The organism is Clostridium chromiireducens, assembly GCF_003575225.1.
GTDB classification, from domain to species: domain Bacteria; phylum Bacillota; class Clostridia; order Clostridiales; family Clostridiaceae; genus Clostridium; species Clostridium chromiireducens.
The window spans coordinates 1,249,360-1,266,592 of the sequence record NZ_QXDJ01000002.1; the positions used below are offsets into that span (position 1 = coordinate 1,249,360).

18 protein-coding genes and 1 pseudogene are annotated in these 17,233 nt (G+C 30.8%); 17 read left to right on the plus strand and 2 right to left on the minus strand.

Annotation, left to right across the window (positions count from 1 at the left end):
- Positions 1-31: 31 nt before the first annotated feature.
- The 6 genes from D2A34_RS11005 to D2A34_RS11030 all read left to right on the plus strand — a co-directional run bounded on the left by D2A34_RS11005 (position 32) and on the right by D2A34_RS11030 (position 6,286).
- Positions 32-196, plus strand: coding sequence for a 4Fe-4S binding protein (locus tag D2A34_RS11005; RefSeq protein WP_119366615.1), 165 nt, complete (start codon positions 32-34; stop codon positions 194-196).
- Between the two features lie 83 nt (positions 197-279).
- A complete protein-coding gene (locus tag D2A34_RS11010; RefSeq protein WP_119366616.1) occupies positions 280-1,704 on the plus strand; it encodes an MFS transporter in 1,425 nt (474 codons plus the stop codon).
- Positions 1,705-2,010: 306 nt separating this feature from the next.
- A complete protein-coding gene (locus D2A34_RS11015) occupies positions 2,011-3,111 on the plus strand; it encodes an FIST signal transduction protein (RefSeq protein WP_079438975.1) in 1,101 nt (366 codons plus the stop codon).
- A 15-nt stretch (positions 3,112-3,126) separates the two neighbouring features.
- Positions 3,127-4,110, plus strand: coding sequence for a methyl-accepting chemotaxis protein (locus D2A34_RS11020; RefSeq protein ID WP_079438976.1), 984 nt, complete (start codon positions 3,127-3,129; stop codon positions 4,108-4,110).
- 557 nt (positions 4,111-4,667) lie between these two features.
- Positions 4,668-5,855: a M20 metallopeptidase family protein gene (locus tag D2A34_RS11025; protein ID WP_119366617.1), complete on the plus strand. Its 1,188-nt coding sequence runs from the start codon at positions 4,668-4,670 to the stop codon at positions 5,853-5,855.
- A gap of 95 nt (positions 5,856-5,950) precedes the next feature.
- Positions 5,951-6,286 carry a YnfA family protein gene (locus D2A34_RS11030; RefSeq protein ID WP_119366618.1) on the plus strand — a complete coding sequence of 112 codons (336 nt, stop codon included), beginning with the start codon at positions 5,951-5,953 and terminating at the stop codon, positions 6,284-6,286.
- Positions 6,287-6,386: 100 nt separating this feature from the next.
- Here the strand turns inward: D2A34_RS11030 and D2A34_RS11035 are convergent, their stop codons facing one another.
- The gene (locus D2A34_RS11035; protein WP_119366619.1) at positions 6,387-6,974 is read right to left on the minus strand and encodes a 3D domain-containing protein; all 588 of its coding nucleotides are present in this window, start codon (positions 6,972-6,974) and stop codon (positions 6,387-6,389) included.
- 409 nt (positions 6,975-7,383) lie between these two features.
- On the opposite strand from D2A34_RS11035, the gene D2A34_RS11040 reads away from it, so the two are divergent.
- The 5 genes from D2A34_RS11040 to D2A34_RS11060 all read left to right on the plus strand — a co-directional run bounded on the left by D2A34_RS11040 (position 7,384) and on the right by D2A34_RS11060 (position 10,265).
- Positions 7,384-8,037 carry an HAD family hydrolase gene (locus tag D2A34_RS11040; protein WP_079438980.1) on the plus strand — a complete coding sequence of 218 codons (654 nt, stop codon included), beginning with the start codon at positions 7,384-7,386 and terminating at the stop codon, positions 8,035-8,037.
- A 133-nt stretch (positions 8,038-8,170) separates the two neighbouring features.
- A complete protein-coding gene (locus tag D2A34_RS11045; protein WP_119366620.1) occupies positions 8,171-8,725 on the plus strand; it encodes a GNAT family N-acetyltransferase in 555 nt (184 codons plus the stop codon).
- Positions 8,726-9,008: 283 nt separating this feature from the next.
- A complete protein-coding gene (locus D2A34_RS11050) occupies positions 9,009-9,188 on the plus strand; it encodes a hypothetical protein (RefSeq protein ID WP_079438982.1) in 180 nt (59 codons plus the stop codon).
- Positions 9,189-9,419: 231 nt separating this feature from the next.
- Positions 9,420-9,626, plus strand: coding sequence for an alpha/beta-type small acid-soluble spore protein (locus D2A34_RS11055; RefSeq protein ID WP_079438983.1), 207 nt, complete (start codon positions 9,420-9,422; stop codon positions 9,624-9,626).
- Positions 9,627-9,905: 279 nt separating this feature from the next.
- Positions 9,906-10,265, plus strand: coding sequence for a hypothetical protein (locus D2A34_RS11060; RefSeq protein ID WP_119366621.1), 360 nt, complete (start codon positions 9,906-9,908; stop codon positions 10,263-10,265).
- Between the two features lie 59 nt (positions 10,266-10,324).
- Here D2A34_RS11060 and D2A34_RS11065 read toward each other — a convergent pair whose 3' ends face one another.
- On the minus strand, positions 10,325-10,693 hold the full coding sequence (locus tag D2A34_RS11065; RefSeq protein WP_079438985.1) for an HsmA family protein: 369 nt from the start codon (positions 10,691-10,693) through the stop codon (positions 10,325-10,327).
- A 160-nt stretch (positions 10,694-10,853) separates the two neighbouring features.
- Between D2A34_RS11065 and D2A34_RS11070 the strand changes: the two genes are divergently transcribed.
- The 6 genes and pseudogenes from D2A34_RS11070 (at position 10,854) to D2A34_RS11095 (ending at position 17,180) form a co-directional block, all read left to right on the plus strand.
- Entirely contained in the window at positions 10,854-11,075 is a 222-nt protein-coding gene (locus D2A34_RS11070) for a hypothetical protein (protein WP_079438986.1), read from the plus strand.
- A 152-nt stretch (positions 11,076-11,227) separates the two neighbouring features.
- The gene (locus D2A34_RS11075; protein ID WP_079438987.1) at positions 11,228-12,250 is read left to right on the plus strand and encodes a 5'-3' exonuclease; all 1,023 of its coding nucleotides are present in this window, start codon (positions 11,228-11,230) and stop codon (positions 12,248-12,250) included.
- A 299-nt stretch (positions 12,251-12,549) separates the two neighbouring features.
- Positions 12,550-14,085: an ABC transporter ATP-binding protein gene (locus tag D2A34_RS11080; protein WP_243128319.1), complete on the plus strand. Its 1,536-nt coding sequence runs from the start codon at positions 12,550-12,552 to the stop codon at positions 14,083-14,085.
- Between the two features lie 44 nt (positions 14,086-14,129).
- Positions 14,130-15,155, plus strand: a pseudogene (locus D2A34_RS11085) (ABC transporter permease).
- Positions 15,155-16,096, plus strand: coding sequence for an ABC transporter permease (locus D2A34_RS11090; RefSeq protein WP_079438989.1), 942 nt, complete (start codon positions 15,155-15,157; stop codon positions 16,094-16,096). The pseudogene D2A34_RS11085 and the gene D2A34_RS11090 overlap by 1 nt, the downstream one beginning before the upstream one ends.
- Before the next feature lie 79 nt (positions 16,097-16,175).
- On the plus strand, positions 16,176-17,180 hold the full coding sequence (locus D2A34_RS11095) for a BMP family protein (RefSeq protein ID WP_119366622.1): 1,005 nt from the start codon (positions 16,176-16,178) through the stop codon (positions 17,178-17,180).
- Positions 17,181-17,233: the final 53 nt, after the last annotated feature.

Genomic DNA, 17,233 nt, shown 5'->3' on the forward strand with positions numbered 1-17,233 from the left:
TTTAGGAAAAGAAGCATTTATCCAATAAAATATGGAGGTATCTTGCGGAGCTTGCATCAAAAGATGTCCTGTAAATGCTATTTCTGAAAATGGGCATGATAAGGTGAAAGTAGATGCGCACAATGAATTTGGTGTTTCACAGTGCAGCTTGTGTCAGACAAAAGTGCCTTGTGAATTTAAAAATCCGATTAGATAATCAGTAAACTTATGGTGAATTATTTAATAATATAAACATATGAAATAATTAAACATAGCAAGTGGGGGATGTGATTTTTTATAATGGAAAAGTGCAATAAAGGTGTATATAAAAACAGATGGATAATATTAGCCGTTGTAGTGTTACTTCCGTTTATGGGGACCCTTGATAGTACTATAGTAAATGTAGCACTTCCGGTAATGGTTAATATATTTTGTGTAAATATGTCTTCAATTCAGTTAATAGTAATTTGTTATCTTATAACAATAGTCAGCACAATCTTATTGTTTGGAAGATTAGGAGATATAAAGGGAAAATCTATAGTATTTAATTTTGGATTATTAGTATTTACTTTAGGCTCATTATTATGTGCTTTATCGGAAAATTTTACTTACTTAGTGTTATTTAGAATAATTCAAGCAATAGGAGCTTCGGCAGCTATGGCAAATAATCAAGGGATAATAACTCAAGTTTTTCCACCGAATGAGAGGGGAAGAGCCCTCGGTATTTCGGGAACCTTTTTGGCTCTTGGTACAATGATTGGACCGCCACTTGGGGGAGTTATAATTTCTTATTTAAGCTGGCATTATATATTTCTAATAAATATTCCGGTTGGGATAATTGCAGTAGTAATCGGATTTAAAGTATTGCCACGTAAGATAAATGAAGTGGATGAAGATATTGATTTTACTGGAGCAATAATTTTGGGGTTAAGTGTTGTATTATTGTTTTACGCTCTTATAGCTGGACAAACCGTTGGATATGAAAATAATAAGGTTATCGCTTGCTTTATTGCAACAATCATTTTATTTATTATTTTTGTACGTAAAGAAAGGAAATTAAAATACCCACTTTTAGATCTATCTTTGTTTAAAAACTCTCTTTTTTCAGTAGGTATACTATGTACGTTCATATGCTATGCATCAATAAATAGTAATAATATTGTCCAACCTTTTTATCTTGAAAATGTTTTGAAAATGACTCCCAGCTTTGCGGGAATAATTATGATGATATCTCCTATAATGATAACAATAATATCACCTTTTAGTGGTTATCTATCAGATAAAATAGGTTCAGAATTTTTAACATTTTTAGGATTAATACTAATAGGAATTGGAATGAGTCTAATGGCTACCTTAAGCGAAACATCAACTATTCAAGAATTAATTGTCTATATAATTTTTATAGCTGTAGGAAATGGATTATTTTTACCGCCTAATAATTCTTTAGTAATGTCTTCAGCTCCTAGTGATAAATTGGGTATTGCTGGAAGTATAAATGCTTTTGTTAGAAATTTAGGACAATCATCTGGAGTCGCAATGGCGACAATGCTTTTATATTCTTTCATGAGTGTGAAAATGGGAGAGAAGGTATTTGGTTATGTAGAAGGCAGAAATGATGTTTTTATGTTTGGAATGAAATATGTTTATATAAGTGCAGCAGTTATATGTTTTATTGGAGTTATAGTAACGGCCATAAGATTAAAAAATAAAAAGTTTCAGAAATAGATAAAAGTGAGCAGATTTTTTAGCATGTGCTACAAGAGAATCTGCTCTTTTTTTTAGGGAGTTTTCAGAGGTATTTAAGTCTCATATTGTATTGATAGCAATTGAACTAATTAGATTTTTCCACAAAAATTTTTACGCAATATTAATTTAACTTAAAATGAATTTATTTTTAATTGACTTTTAATGTAATATTAACTACAATTAACTTCGAATACCAGATTTATAAAGTTGTCGAGTGATTAAATAAAAAATAGAAAACGTTAAATATATGCAAAAACATATATTATATTGTAGAAGGTGATAAGTATGAATTATAAAGTGGGCAAAAGTTCAAAAAGAGATTTAAGTGATGCAGTATCAGAGGCTACAGCTGGACTTAAATCCCCTAAGTTAATATTATTTTTTTCTGATGTCAAGAATTTTGAAACTTACACAATAAAAATAAGGGATAAATTTGAAAACAGTATCATTCTTGGTTCAACAACATTTGCAGGATTTTGCAGGGATGGAGCTTTTAAAGATACGTTGCTTGTAATGGGAATCGAAGATGGAATTGAATGCTATGCGGATGTTTTAGAAGAGGTAGATAAATACCCACTAAAATATATTGATAGGGTAAATAACTGTATTGATAAATTTAATAATATAACTAATACAGTGTGTTTTGAAATATCTACAGCTTTGATTAGCTGCGAAGAATTAGTTTTATCTACATTGAATTCCGTACTATCAGAAAAGAATATTCCATTATTTGGAGGTTCTGCAGGGGATCAGGGTAAAGCTGAAAGAACAATAATTTCTTTTAATGGTACAATATATGAAAATGCATGTGCTTTTGTAATAATAAAAAATTTGAATGGCAAAATTAAGTTATATAGAGAAAATATCTATAAGCCGACTAAACATTATTTTACTGCAACAAAAGTTGACGTAAGAAATCGTATAGTATATGAATATGATAATAAGCCAGCTGCAAAAGTAACGGCTGAAGCTTTAAATACAACGCTTGAAAATCTTCCTAAATATTTAGATAGTTATCCTCTCGGAAGAATTATTGGAAGCGATATGTATATTACTGCAAATCAAATGGTCACTGAGGGAAATGGAATGTCATATCATGCAAGAGTTTATAATAATTCAAAAATGGTGCTTTTAGAACCTGATGATTACAAGAATGTAATTAGTGAAACAATAGAAAAAGTAAAAAAAGATGTACCAAATCCATCGTTAGCCATTATGATAAATTGTTTAGCAAGATCTATGCTTTTTGAAAATGATGGGTATTTAAATGAATTTGCTAAAAAAATGAGCAATGCCCTAGGTAATTATATTGGATTTGCAGGTTACGGAGAACAGCTTAATGAACAGCATTTTAATCAAACTATGGTTCTTGCTGTATTTGAATAGATGAGGTAAAAAGATATGAAGTGGTTTAAATTAAGGAAAAATAAAGATGTTAATTCAGATGGACAAGTAAATTTAAAAGTAGAGCAAGGCAAAATAGTAGAAACAGAACAAGCTGTTGATTATGATAAGTATATCAACTTTGGAGTTTTACATATAGAAAAAAAATTTGGAGAGTTTATGGATGAGGAGGTTAAAGTAACTCAATCTATTGACGATATTAACAATACATATCTAAAGATAAACAATATACAAGATATGATTAATAACATAGATTCAAATTTTAATGATTTTAGCCAATATGCTAATAAGATTGATGGGGTTATTAATCGTTCTGAAGTAGCTGTTAAACAAGCAGATGATAAGATGGAATCATTAGCAGATAAAATAAATGGGACATGCAATCAGCTTGATTTAATTACTCAATCATTCCATACGTTGGAAAATAATTCGAGAAGTATTCAAGATATGTCAAAAAGTATAACTGACATAGCAAGCAGTACGAATCTTTTGGCACTAAATGCATCAATTGAAGCAGCCAGAGCAGGAGAGGCTGGTAGAGGATTTGCTGTAGTTGCAGACGAAATAAGAAAATTATCATCGTCAACAACCGAATTAGTAAGTGGAATTGATAAAAGTGTAAGTGAATTATATGAAAGTATAGATTCATTAAGAGAAGAAATCAGAAATTCTAAGGCGGCAATTAATGAAAATTTTGAATATGCACAAAATGTTAAGAAAGATTTTAAACAAGTAACTGATTGTACAGATGAAGTAAAAGACTTTACTAAACATATAATTACAGGAATTGAACGATCAAGCTCTGAAATTAATGAAGCAGCAACAGGAGTAGGTTCTGTAGCTGAACTTGTTACTTCCTTTGGTAACAAGTTAGATAAATTAAATCTAAGAATGAGTTCAAGATCAATTATTATTTGTGATATTATTAACTTCTTAAATCAGATTGAAAACTTATTGGCTGATTCACTAAGTAAAAAATAATATGTCTTTATTCAGTAAAGCGGAAATTAAGTTAATAAAAGACTAGTTACTCTATCACAAAGTAACTAGTCTTAAGATATATCATCCAATAGATTAACTAAATTCTCTATAGTATAAATTAATTACATTAGCTATGGCAGCCAAGTCCTAAATATCTAGAAGAATACCCCCAGCCTTCATCTGAAACATATCCGCTGACATCTACCGCTGTGCATGCCCCTCCAGGGAATGGGTACCCTTTCTAAGAAATGAAATTATAAAGTGTAGTATTGTTAACTCCTCCGTGGATGGTAACAGTATTTTTTATATAATCTATTTTAATTTTGTTTAATTTACTTATATCCTAAGGAACTACAAAGAATCTTCTGTGAAAATATTTTTATAGTTATATATGAAAAAGTATTTATATATAACTATAAAAATAGTAAAATATATAAATATTTATAGGAAATATAAGCGTTTGAGAATGTTGATTAAATTTTATGCTCAGTACTTAGCTAAGTTTTTCACTAGCAGTAAAATAAATATAAATTAAAGTTTTTGGAGGGATAAAAAGTATGGATATACTTGCACAAGCTCATGCACTCAGTGATGAAATAGTAAAATGGAGAAGAGATCTACATAAGGTGCCTGAAATAGGTATGATTTTACCTAAAACCTTTGAATATGTAAAAGGGAAACTTGAAGAATTTAATATAGAGTATACTACATATGAAAATCATTCTGGAATAAGTGCTGTACTTGGAAAGAAAGAAGGAAAGATAATCGCAATAAGAGCAGATATGGATGCATTAGCTATTAAGGAAGAAACAAATTTAGAATTTAAATCAGAAAATGATAATATGCATGCTTGTGGTCATGATGGTCATACAGCAATACTTCTTGGGGTAGCTAAAATACTAAAGGAGAATGAAGAAAAATTAAATGGGAAGGTGAAATTAGTTTTTCAACCAAGTGAGGAGATAGGCCCAGGTGGAGCATTGGCCATGATTGAAGATGGGGTTCTAGAAAATCCAAAAGTGGATGCAATGTTAGCATTGCATGTTGATAGCAAGCTTGATGAATATAAAAATGGAGATATACTAGTCAGATACGGAAGTATGTCTGCAGCAGAAGATCCGATTAATATAAAAATTATAGGCAAAGGTGGTCATGCATCAACGCCGAATTTTTGCATTGATCCTATTTCCGTAGCAACCTTACTTATTAATAATATCCAATATATCTTAACTAGAGAAGTAAATCAAACTATACCTACAGTTATAAGTTTTGGAAGTATTCAAGGTGGAAGAAATTCAAACAATATTATCCCAGATATAGTTGAAATAAAAGGAACTGTTAGAAATTCAGATAATGAAATAAGAAAATTTGTATTACAGAGAATAGAGGAAATCGTAGCGGGTTTAACAAAAATAATGAGAGCAGATTTCGAACTAGACTTTTATGGAGGATGTCCAGCTGTTATTAATGATAACAATATGGTAGATATGTTATTAAAATCATCAAGAAAAATTTTAGGAGAAGATCATGTTCATATTTTAAGTGATTATAATATGGGTGCAGAAGATGCAGGATTTTTCTTCGAAAAGATTCCAGGATGTTATTTCAGATTATATAATCCAGCTGCTTTTGAAGATGGAGTTGTATATCCAGCTCATAATTCTAAATATATGATGGATGATTCGGTATTATATAGAGGCGCTGCTGTAATGCTACAAGCTGCATTGGATTATTTAGAAGGTTAATTTCAAAGTCACAGAACTATTGTTATGATATAATCGCTTTATAATTAATAGATTATAAGTATTAAGCAAAATACATTTATACAAAGGAGATCCATATGGAGATTATAAAATCATTGTTTTATTTCATACTGGCGGGAGTGTTTGAAATTGGAGGTGGATATCTTATATGGATATGGATACGTGATGGGAAGAGTTTTTGGTATGGAATTGTTGGTGGAGTCATATTGATTTTATATGGAATAATTCCAACGCTTCAACCTTCAAGTGCAAACTTTGGGAAGGTATATGCGGCTTATGGAGGAATATTTATTGTTCTATCAATTTTATGGGGATGGAAAATTGATAATATAACACCTGATAAATTTGACCTAATCGGTGGATTTATAGCATTAATCGGAGTTCTTATAATAATGTATGCCCCTAGAAGTTAAAAAGGTGAAGCCAAATCAAATAACAGAATTATATAAAATGCCGTATTATTCAAAATTGAATTTGCGGTATTTTTAGTGTTCAATATTAAAACTTCAGAGATTATTTAACTATATAACCGTTAACTTTTTGTACTCCATAGCTGTTTACTCTTTGGTAGTACTGTCTATCACTTTCGCCAGGTTCTCTTTCGATAAATACATCCAACCTGTTATCTACACCAAAATATTTATCAGAACCTCTATCATTAACAGTAACTTGTCCATAACCTTCCAAATAGATATTAGTGTTCTGAGGAATTACGTTATTAGCAACGCCTCCATGTGTCAGCGGTTTGTTCTGACAAGTAACAGGCCCAGCACTGCTATTTTCCGAGTTAAGTGAGGTATAGAAAGTTAGTATAAATTCCTTCCATTCAGGTTCGTTTTTTTCCGCTTCCTCTGGTTTCTTATTTATTTCATTCTCACTCTCTTTTTGAGTTATTAATTTACTCAGCTCCATTTTTTCAGTTTGCAGATTTTTAAGTGGGCTTTCATTTTCTTGAATTTCATCGTTATTCAGCGGTTTTATATTTTTTTCATCTACAACATCTGTTGCTAAAGCGTTAAATGGTGTTATCGTACTCATGCTGTATGTATTAAATAAGATTATAAAACTTAATGAGCACATTAGCATCTTTACTCTTAGCATTTGTCCACTCCCCTTTATCAGTACTATATAAGTAACATAATGGATTATGTTTATAGATTATAGCATATATGTAAAATATTAACAAATAACTTTGGCAAAATTATTCCGCATAAGATGTGCTTAAATTAAACTATATTGAAATACATAAGATTAATTCATTAGTTCTCGCTAAAACTAATAGATATGTTGTAAACATATAAAGATAAAGGATACAGTGGCTGAATTGAAAAATATTAGAAAAGAATTTTATGAGATGGGCTTACAAAATATGTTATAATTAAATTAAATTTAGCCATACAAATAATTGTATTGATGAATTAAGAAAGATATGGAAGAATGATAATAGAGTTAAATTTGTATTTGATTAAAAGATAAGAAAATTAATATAGTTTAAGGGGAGGTATTAGGGATGAAAAAGTATGATACTATTATATTTGATTTAGATGGAACTTTGCTTAATACACTTGAGGATCTAGCTGATAGCGTTAATGCTGCATTAAGAATGTATGGATTTCCATGTAGAAAAGTTGAAGAGATTAGGAGCTTTGTGGGTAATGGGGTTGCACGTTTAATGGAGCTTTCAATACCAGATGGAATTAATAATCCCAAGTATGAAAAATGCCTTGAAGATTTTCGGAGTCACTATTCTATTAATATGCAAAATAAGACTGATACATATGAAGGAATTATGGAACTTTTGGGACAACTATCAGAAGAAAATTATAAAATCGCAATAGTATCAAATAAATTTGATAATGCAGTTAAGGAACTTAACAAGGTTTATTTTGAAAAATATATAAAAGTAGCAATTGGAGAATCAGAAGGTGTATCTAAAAAACCATCTCCTGATACAGTATTTAAAGCTTTAGATGAATTGAAATCTACTGCAGATAAAGCTATATATGTAGGGGATTCAGAAGTTGATGTTAAAACTGCTAAAAATTCTGGAGTTTTGTGTGTAGGTGTAACATGGGGATTTAGAGATAGAGAAATATTAGAGGCGAAAGGTGCAGATCATATAATAGATAGACCACAAGAATTGTTGGAAATAATTGCTTGTTAGAAATGTGCGAAATAATATTTATTAAACCCTATTATTAATTCAGGAGGGGCTATTTAATGACGCATCTTTTTTATGAAAAATATAATAAAATTACAGGGAATATATCAATGAAATTTTTCGAAGGGGTATATTAATGAAAGATATTTATGAAGAATGTCCTATATATACAAAGGATCTTATTACATTAAGACAAACAACAATGGAAGATGCAGAGGAATTATTAAAATGTTATTCCGATGAAAAAGCTGTCCCATTTTTTAATTCTGATAACTGTCATGGAGATAATTTTAACTACAAAACTCTTGAAAGAATGAAAAAAGCAATTGATTTCTGGAATTTTTCTTATGAAAACAAGTATTTTGTAAGATGGACAGTGATTCTAAATAATACAAAAGAAAAAATTGGCACAATTGAAATGTTTCATAGAATTGCAGATGACGAATTTAATCACTATGGTATATTAAGAATTGACTTACAAAGTGATTACGAACGTCAACAAATTATAGGTGAGATATTAGAAATTGTTAATGAATATTTCTACAAAGCCTTTGATGTTAAGGTTATTCTTATAAAGGCTATTCCGGAAAATATTGAACGAATTGCAGCTTTAAGTAAAATGGGATATGAGTCAGTCAATAGAAAAGTTATGACATATGATGATTATTTTGTAAGTTTTGAGAGTAGGTAAAATTAATTATTAATTCATTTACTAGATTTGAAAACTATTCAGTAATAAAGTTTGAGTTATAAGGGAAAGCATATTATTTAAAAAAAAGCCCCACAAAAGGGGCAGTGTTGAAGAGAGATAATTATTATTAAGGGTACATTTCTATTATATGATATTTTATTTTTGGTAATACCTACTCCGGAAATATTTCTCGATTTATGAATATAATCAAATAATTATCATATACATTTATATTAGTTGAGAAATATTATAGGATTAATATGATTAAATCGTGGAGGACAATATGGGATTTGATTATAACGGAATTATTTTGACATGCATTAATTTTTTTTTGTTGTTCATAGTTATAGCTGTAATGCTTAAAGGAGTTAGCAAATATAAGGAATCTATTTATAAAAATAAGCAACTTGATGAGAAATTTAGTGAGGTTTTAAATGAATTCATAAAGAAAAAAATAGATTAATTATAAAAGGAATATATTATTGAAAAAACTAAGCTAATTGTAATTTTGCTTAGCTAAGATATATTATCAATCTACAAAATTCAAAAAACTCTTCTATGAAAGGAAGATTTGCTAAAGTTAACTAATGCAAGCTATCAATGCTATTTTTACTAATAATTTAATAGATTATATTTTTGTATAGTGGTTAATATATTACTGCCAAGCAAAATAAAATTGAGGAGGTAGATTCAAATGGCATCAAGTAATAGTGGAACAAACAGAGTTTTAGTACCAGAAGCAAAACAAGGGTTAACCAGATTAAAAACTGAAGTAGCTTCAGAAATTGGATTCTCAGACTATCAAAGTATTGACAAAGGAAACCTATCTTCAAGACAAAATGGTAGCGTTGGTGGAGAAATGGTAAAAAGAATGATAGAAAGTTACGAACAAGGATTATAAAAATAAATAACTAATAAGAATGCACTAAGAAAATTCTTAGTGCATTCACATTTATAATTAATTATGTATAAAATGTCCTATATACAAAATAATTAATTATATATGGCATTTTTATATAATATAAACCTGTTGAAGCAAGTTAAGTTCAATTGAACCCCTCCAAGTACAATAATTTAAAGTTGCTTCAACAGGTTTATTTATGCTGTTCTAACCATTTTAAGTAACTATTGAATTTCACACTCATAATATGAATTATTAATAAATTTAGGAGAGTAAAGAATGTTTAGAAGTCAGTCATATTATCGAATGATGAGATCACTAGATGAGGCGCTAGCATATAGAAAAGACGGAATAATATATGTACTTATAATTGGTGAACTTCCTACACCATGCGATGAAGCAAAGGTAGTTGATAAATATCCGGGCACTAGAACCTATGTGAGAGATCCAGGTTCTGCGGAACTTTTTATTGAAATAGGCCGTAAACCTGGATATGAAGATTTATTTTGCATACAGACATTAATACCGTTTTTCATTGGTGAAGAGATACAAGATTCAGGCCATGATACAGTAACTATTTACGTAAATGGTGAGGCATACAAGAGAATACCTATTGAAGAAAAATCTAGTTCACATTGATCTTGTGAAAACAGAAAAATGCATTAATTATGATAAAAGAAACATTGAATTAAACTCTATTATTGGGACATTCCTAGGATTGCACCTGAAATAAAAGGAATTAACCAAATAGTCCAAACCAGAATACTAAATTTATGAAAATTTAATTTTGCTTTTTTATCATTCTTAATTAAAACAATAGTAGCCCAAAGTGCATGAAAGAGCATAAGAATTATTGCTAGTAAGCCTGTTATACCATGAAAATTAAATTCAAAACCACCTTTAGCGATTTTGCCCATTAATGTTGTACCTAAAGTATCAAATATTAATCCTAGATAGAATATAAATAAGTGCCATCTTTTTAATCCGCCTTGCACTTTTTCGCTCCACACACCTACTGTGTAAAATATTAGAGCTGATGTAATAGATACAATTGCATAAACTAACATATAAATACCTCCAAATGTATATGAATTTTAATAATTAAACTACCATAATAATATTGTTACTTAGTTCTATACTTAATATTCTAAACTATTTAAGGATAAATTATAGTTATAAAGTTAATAATATTCTTATAATTTAAAATTAAGTATAGGAGCAGATAAAATGAATAGATTTGATAGAGCTGTTAATAAAAAAACTAGCGACTTAATAACAAAAAATTTACTTGGTCAGGATGTAACAGAAGAAGATTTTAAAAAGTTTAGAATTATTGCGAGAGCAATGATTAGAGAAGAAGCAAGAAATATTAAGACAGACGGGAAACATAATTCTTTGCATCATAAGACGTGGAAGAACGCGGCTAAGTATGGTGATTTTCAAAAGTAGCAAATAAATTGAAATTCTATAGTATCGTTAAAATCCTTGATAAGTAATTTATTATCGAGGATTTTTTCATGCGCCTAATATCAGTTGATTTGTCTATAACTTTAAGCTATACTTTGGTTATCTATAGCTTAAGAAAAATGAGGAGCGTTATTATGAATAAACATTTACTTTTGATAGATGGGTCATCCCTTTTATCTTGCTGTTTCTTTGGGAATCTTCCAAAGGAATATAAATTTGCTAAAACTGATGAAGAAAAGGATAAATATTTAAATAAAATACGCCAGTCTCCTCAAGGGGAATTTACAAATGGTGTTTTTACAATGATGGCAGCAATGCTTAAAGTAATTAGGAATCAAAGGCCTACCCATATGGTTGTGGCTTGGGATCGTACTAAGGAATTTACATTTAGAAAAGAATTATTTCCCGACTACAAAGGACATAGAAAAGAATTTAGAAGTGAGCTTGGCAACCAGTTTGCTTTAGCTCAGAAAGTTTTAAAAGACATGGGAATAGCACAGTTTTTATTTGATGAATATGAAGCTGATGATATAATCGGTACATTATCAAAGAAATTTCAAAAGGATATGAGAGTTACTATTTGGACAAAAGATCAGGATTGTCTGCAGCTTGCTGATGATAACATAAGGGTTTGGCTCATAACTTCAAAATGTTCTGATATGTATAGTCAGCTAGGAGTAGATAATAAACAGTTAAATATACCTAGCGGTATATTTGAATATACGCCGTATTATGTAAAACACTTCTATGGTGTAGATCCAATTCAAATAATAGATAGAAAAGCAATTGAGGGGGATCCTTCGGATAATATTCCGGGAATAAGTGGAGTAGGCGAAAAATCAGTTATTCCATTGCTTCAAGAATTTGAGACAGTGGAAGGAATATATGATTTTATTGAAAATTCCTCTGAAAAAGAAATTAAAGAAACATTTAAAGAACTAGGAATTTCTCGTTCACCTTTATCAAGATTAATTGAAGAATCGGATACAAAACTAGTAGGAAAAAAAGCTGCTTTTCTTTCTAAAAAGCTAGCGACTATAAAATGTGATATTGAGGAACTCGAATGTGTTATTGCAGATGAATTGAATCTTGAAATAAATGAAGATGTTATGAAAAGTACATTCGAGGAATTGGGATTTCAGAGCTTATTAAAATAATAAGCTCATTTGACTTAAAAGAGCGGATTTTCCATTAAACTACTCTCGGTTAAAGATTTTTCTGGGTTTTGTTAAATATATTCTGAATTAAATAGTTTATAAAGTACAAATTATCGTATAAATAAGTTTGGTCATAAAAAAGATTGACAAGAAAAGATTGGCAAGATATAATGTCAATATAGTTTAGTGAGAGTAAAAAAAATTAATACAGTTTAAATTAGACAAGGGCGTCTTATTCCATAATTTATGGAGTAAGGCTTTTTTTATTTTAATAAAGTATTAAATTGGGGGGCAATAGAGTGGAATTTCTTAGGATGGAAAATATAACGAAGAGGTTCGGTGATGTCTTTGCAAATAAGGACATCAATTTAATAGTAAATGAAGGTGAGGTTCATACTCTTTTAGGTGAAAATGGCGCAGGAAAGAGCACACTCATGAATATTCTTGTTGGCCTATACCAGCCAACTAAAGGAAATTTATATCTTCACGGAAATAAAGTGAAAATAGATTCTCCTGCAAAGGCAGTTAATATGGGAATTGGAATGGTTCATCAACATTTTATGCTTATTGAGGCTATGACAGTCTTTGAAAACATAATTTTAGGAACTACAAAAGACAAATCTATTTTTATTAAAAAAGATACTATTAAGAAAGAAATTATGGAATTAGCTGAAAAATATGAATTGAATGTAGAGCTAGATAAACAAATAACTGAAATTTCAGTAGGTGAGCAGCAGAGAGTAGAAATACTTAAGGCTTTATATAGAGGAGCAGAGCTTTTGGTTTTAGATGAACCTACAGCAGCTTTAACAGACATAGAAGTTGACGGACTATTTAAAATTATCAGAAAACTTACAAGTGAAAGGAAATCTGTCATTTTTATATCTCATAAGATGAGAGAAGTTCTAGAAATTAGTGATAGAATTACTATTCTTAGAGCGGGTCAGACAATCAAAACTTTGGATAAAAGCAAAACAAATTCAGAAGAACTTGCAAGTCTTATGATAGGACGAGAATTGGTTCAAAGCGAATATAAAAAAGTTAAAAAAACAACAGAAGATGTTATCGCTATAGAACATGTAGATTATAATAAGAAATCAAAACATAATGGGTTATGCGATATCTCACTCACTGTTGGTAAAGGAGAAATAGTTGGTATTGCAGGCGTTGATGGGAATGGTCAATCTCAGTTGGCTCAACTGATAACAGGAGTTATTTCACCAGATAATGGACAAGTTTTTTTGAAGTCAAAGAAGATTTCAAAATTCTTACCAGAGAATTTTATTAACTCAAATGTTTCCCATGTGCCTGAAGATAGAAATAAGATGGGCCTAGTAGGAAATATGAGTATAAAGGAAAATATTGTCCTTAAAGCCACTGAAAAAGCACAATTCTCCTTAGGTAAGGGATTATTTTTAAAGAAGAAAGCAATAACTGAGTATGCAAATAAAATGAAAGAGAAATATGACATCAGATGTGACTCAGTAGAACAAGAAACAAGAAATCTTTCAGGTGGAAATCAGCAAAAGGTTATCCTTGCACGAGAAATGGAAGAAAATCCGGATTTATTAGTAGCAGTTCACCCTACAAGAGGACTTGATATAGGTGCTACAAGGTATGTTCATGATAAGATGATAGATTCTAGAGATAAAGGCTGTGGGGTATTACTTATAAGTGCTGATTTTGATGAAGTATTAAAATTGTCAGATAGAATTATAGTAATGTTTGAAGGAAAGATTGTAGGCACATTTTCAGGTGAAAATCCTCTGATTAATGAAATTTCACTTGCTATAGCTGGAAGAACTAAAGAGAGCTTGGAGGAAGCATTAGTATGAAATTAAAGAATATTTTAATAAAAATCTTAATACCAATTATAGCCATGATATTTGCTTTTATAGTTGGTGCAATATTGATTGCTGGTATTGGAGGAAATCCTAGTGAAGCATTTACTTATTTATTTAAAGGAGCCCTTGGGAATTCTGCAAACATTGGAAAGACGTTAGTTAAAGCTACTCCATTAATTTTCACAGGTCTTGCAGCAACCTTTGCATATAGATGTGGAGTTTTTAACTTAGGAGCAGAAGGCCAGTTTGTTATGGGAGCTGTAACTAGTATATGGGTTTCAATAACTGTAAAAGGAATATCAGGAGTTCCACTTATAATATTAAGCTTGATACTTGGAATCATAGTAGGTGGAATATGGGGAGCTATTCCAGGAATCTTAAGGATCACAAGAGGTCTAAATGAAATGATAGTAAGCATTATGCTTAATTATGTAGCAATACTTTTTATGGGATATCTTTATTCTGGGCCATTAAGAGAAGGTAGTGTTCCACAAACACAAGCAGTTGATGATAATTTGAAATTAGGACGAATATTTGAGGGATCAAATGTCCATGCAGGGTTTATAATAGCCATAGTTTTAGCTATTATAATATATTACTTCCTATTTTATACGTCAAAAGGATTTAAACTTCGTGCAGTAGGTTTAAATGACACAGCTTAAATGTACAATGGCTTTTCAGTTAAAAGGTACATGCTTTTAGCATTTATTGTTTCAGGAGCGATAGCTGGACTTGGTGGAAGCGTTGAACTTCACGGTGTTCAATATCGTTTAATGGCTGGTTTTGGAACTGGATATGGTTTTGATGGTGTAGCAATAGCCCTTATTGGTCAGCTAAACCCAATAGGAACTGTTCTCGTAGCATATCTTTTTGCAGTACTGCGTACTGGAGCAAATACAATGCAGGTAGGGACAGGAATGCCAACATCGGTAATAGACATTATTCAAGCATTAGTTATTGTTTTTGCAGTAGCAGGAAGTGCACTTGTTAACCTTCCTAGGGTTAAACAATTTTTTATTAATATAACATCAAAGAAACAAGCAAAGGTGGTGGAAGGATAATGGGTTATATATTTAATGTAGGATTTATTCAGGAATTGCTTTTATCAACAGTTCGTATGGCAACACCTATTCTTATAGTTGCACTTGCTGAACTTTATTCAGAACGTGCTGGACTTGTAAATATTGGTCTTGATGGCATAATGGCCTTCGGCGCTTTGATTGGATTTTTAGTAGGTTATACCACTGGGAATCCTTACCTTGGAATTTTAGCAGGAGCAGTTGGAGGCGTAGTTGTGAATATGATTTATGCTTTTTGTGTAATCCATCTTTGTGCAGAACAGATAGTATATGGTATGGCAATTAATATATTTGCACCTGCAATAGCGTCATTTATTTATAAAATTTATTTTGGTGTTAATTCGACATTAATACAAGGTGCATTGATGGATCCATTAACTATTCCTTTATTATCAAGTATACCAATACTAGGGAAAGTATTCTTTAATCATACACCGATAGTTTATTTTACATACTTAATGGTTCCTATAACTGCAATATTTTTAAATAAGACAAAAGCAGGATTAAATTTTAAAGCTGTTGGTGAATTTCCTAAAGCGGCAGAGTCCTTAGGAATCCATGTAATTAGACAGAAATATATTGCATGCATCATATGTGGAGCTTTGGCAGGTATTGGAGGCGCATACCTTACAACATGCTACATTAACACATATTCAGATGGGGTAGTTTCAGGGAGAGGATTTATAGCATTATCTGCAGTAATCTTTGGAAGATGGATGCCAGGTGGAGTGCTGCTTGCTGCATTATTATTCGGATTTGCCGATGCTCTTCAGTTACGTATGCAGATAGCTAGTTCGGGGACACCTTATCAGCTTCTGGCAATGATTCCATATTTATGTACATTATTTGCTTTAGCATTCTTTGGAATCAAAAAAGCAGGTCCAAAAGCAAATGGAAAACCATATTTCAGAGAAGAACGTTAATATGAGATGTCTAAATTATGGGTTTTACCTACAATAATATAGATAAAAAGTAATCAATAAACAAATGGAGGGGACAAATATGAAAAAATTATTATCATTATTTTTAGCAATGTGCACATTAGTTGCATTATTAACTGGGTGTGGTGCCTCGAAAACTGCTGATACATCAGCTAAGGAATCAAATGATGCAAAAAAGAAAACTTATAAAGTTGCTATGATTGCAGATTCAACAATTTCAGATGGTGGATGGGGTGCAGCATGTTACAATGCTATGGTAGCAGCTGCAAAAGAAAAGGGGTTTGAAACTCAATATACTGATGGTCTTAAAACAGCAGATTTTGCTCAAAGTATAAGATCTTATGCAGATTTGGGATATGACTTAATTTTTGCACCTGGTAATCAATACTCGGATGCAGTAAAAGAAGTAGCAAAAGATTATCCTGATGTGCACTTTGCATTATTAAATGGTACAATTGAAACAGACAACATAGTATCTCTTTTACCAGATGCCGATCAAATAGGGCAAATGGCAGGTGCTCTTGCAGGGCTTATGAGTAAAACAAACAATATTGGTTTTATTGGTGGTATGGAATTAGATACTACTAAAGCAAAACTTGCAAGTTATGAAGCGGCAGCAAAAGTTGTTAATCCTAACATCAAAGTTTCAGCAGCTTATGCTGGTTCATTTAGTGATACTGCAAAGGGAATGGAAATCGCAAATTCTATGGTAACAACAAACAATGTAGATGTAATGTTTGGTGATGCAAGTGCAGTTGACTCAGGTGCGCGTCAAGCATTAGCTGGTCATCCAAATACGTTTGATATCGGTCAACCAAGTGATCTAGCAAAAGATGATAAATCAGGAGTGGTTATTTCTAGTGTATTAACAGATAATGCTACAATGATAAAATTATGTATGGATGATATTGTAAATGGTAAGTTTGGTAAGAAAACTATTTATGGAAATATTGAAAATGGGTGTTTAAGTGTTGGGTCATTTAGTGATAAAGTACCAAAAGATGTTCAAGCTAAATATTTAGAAATAGTAGATAAAATTAAAGCAGGTACATTCGTTAAGAAATAAATTGAAATTAAGTATTATTGCAGAAAGAGAATTCGCTTAGGTGAATTCTCTTT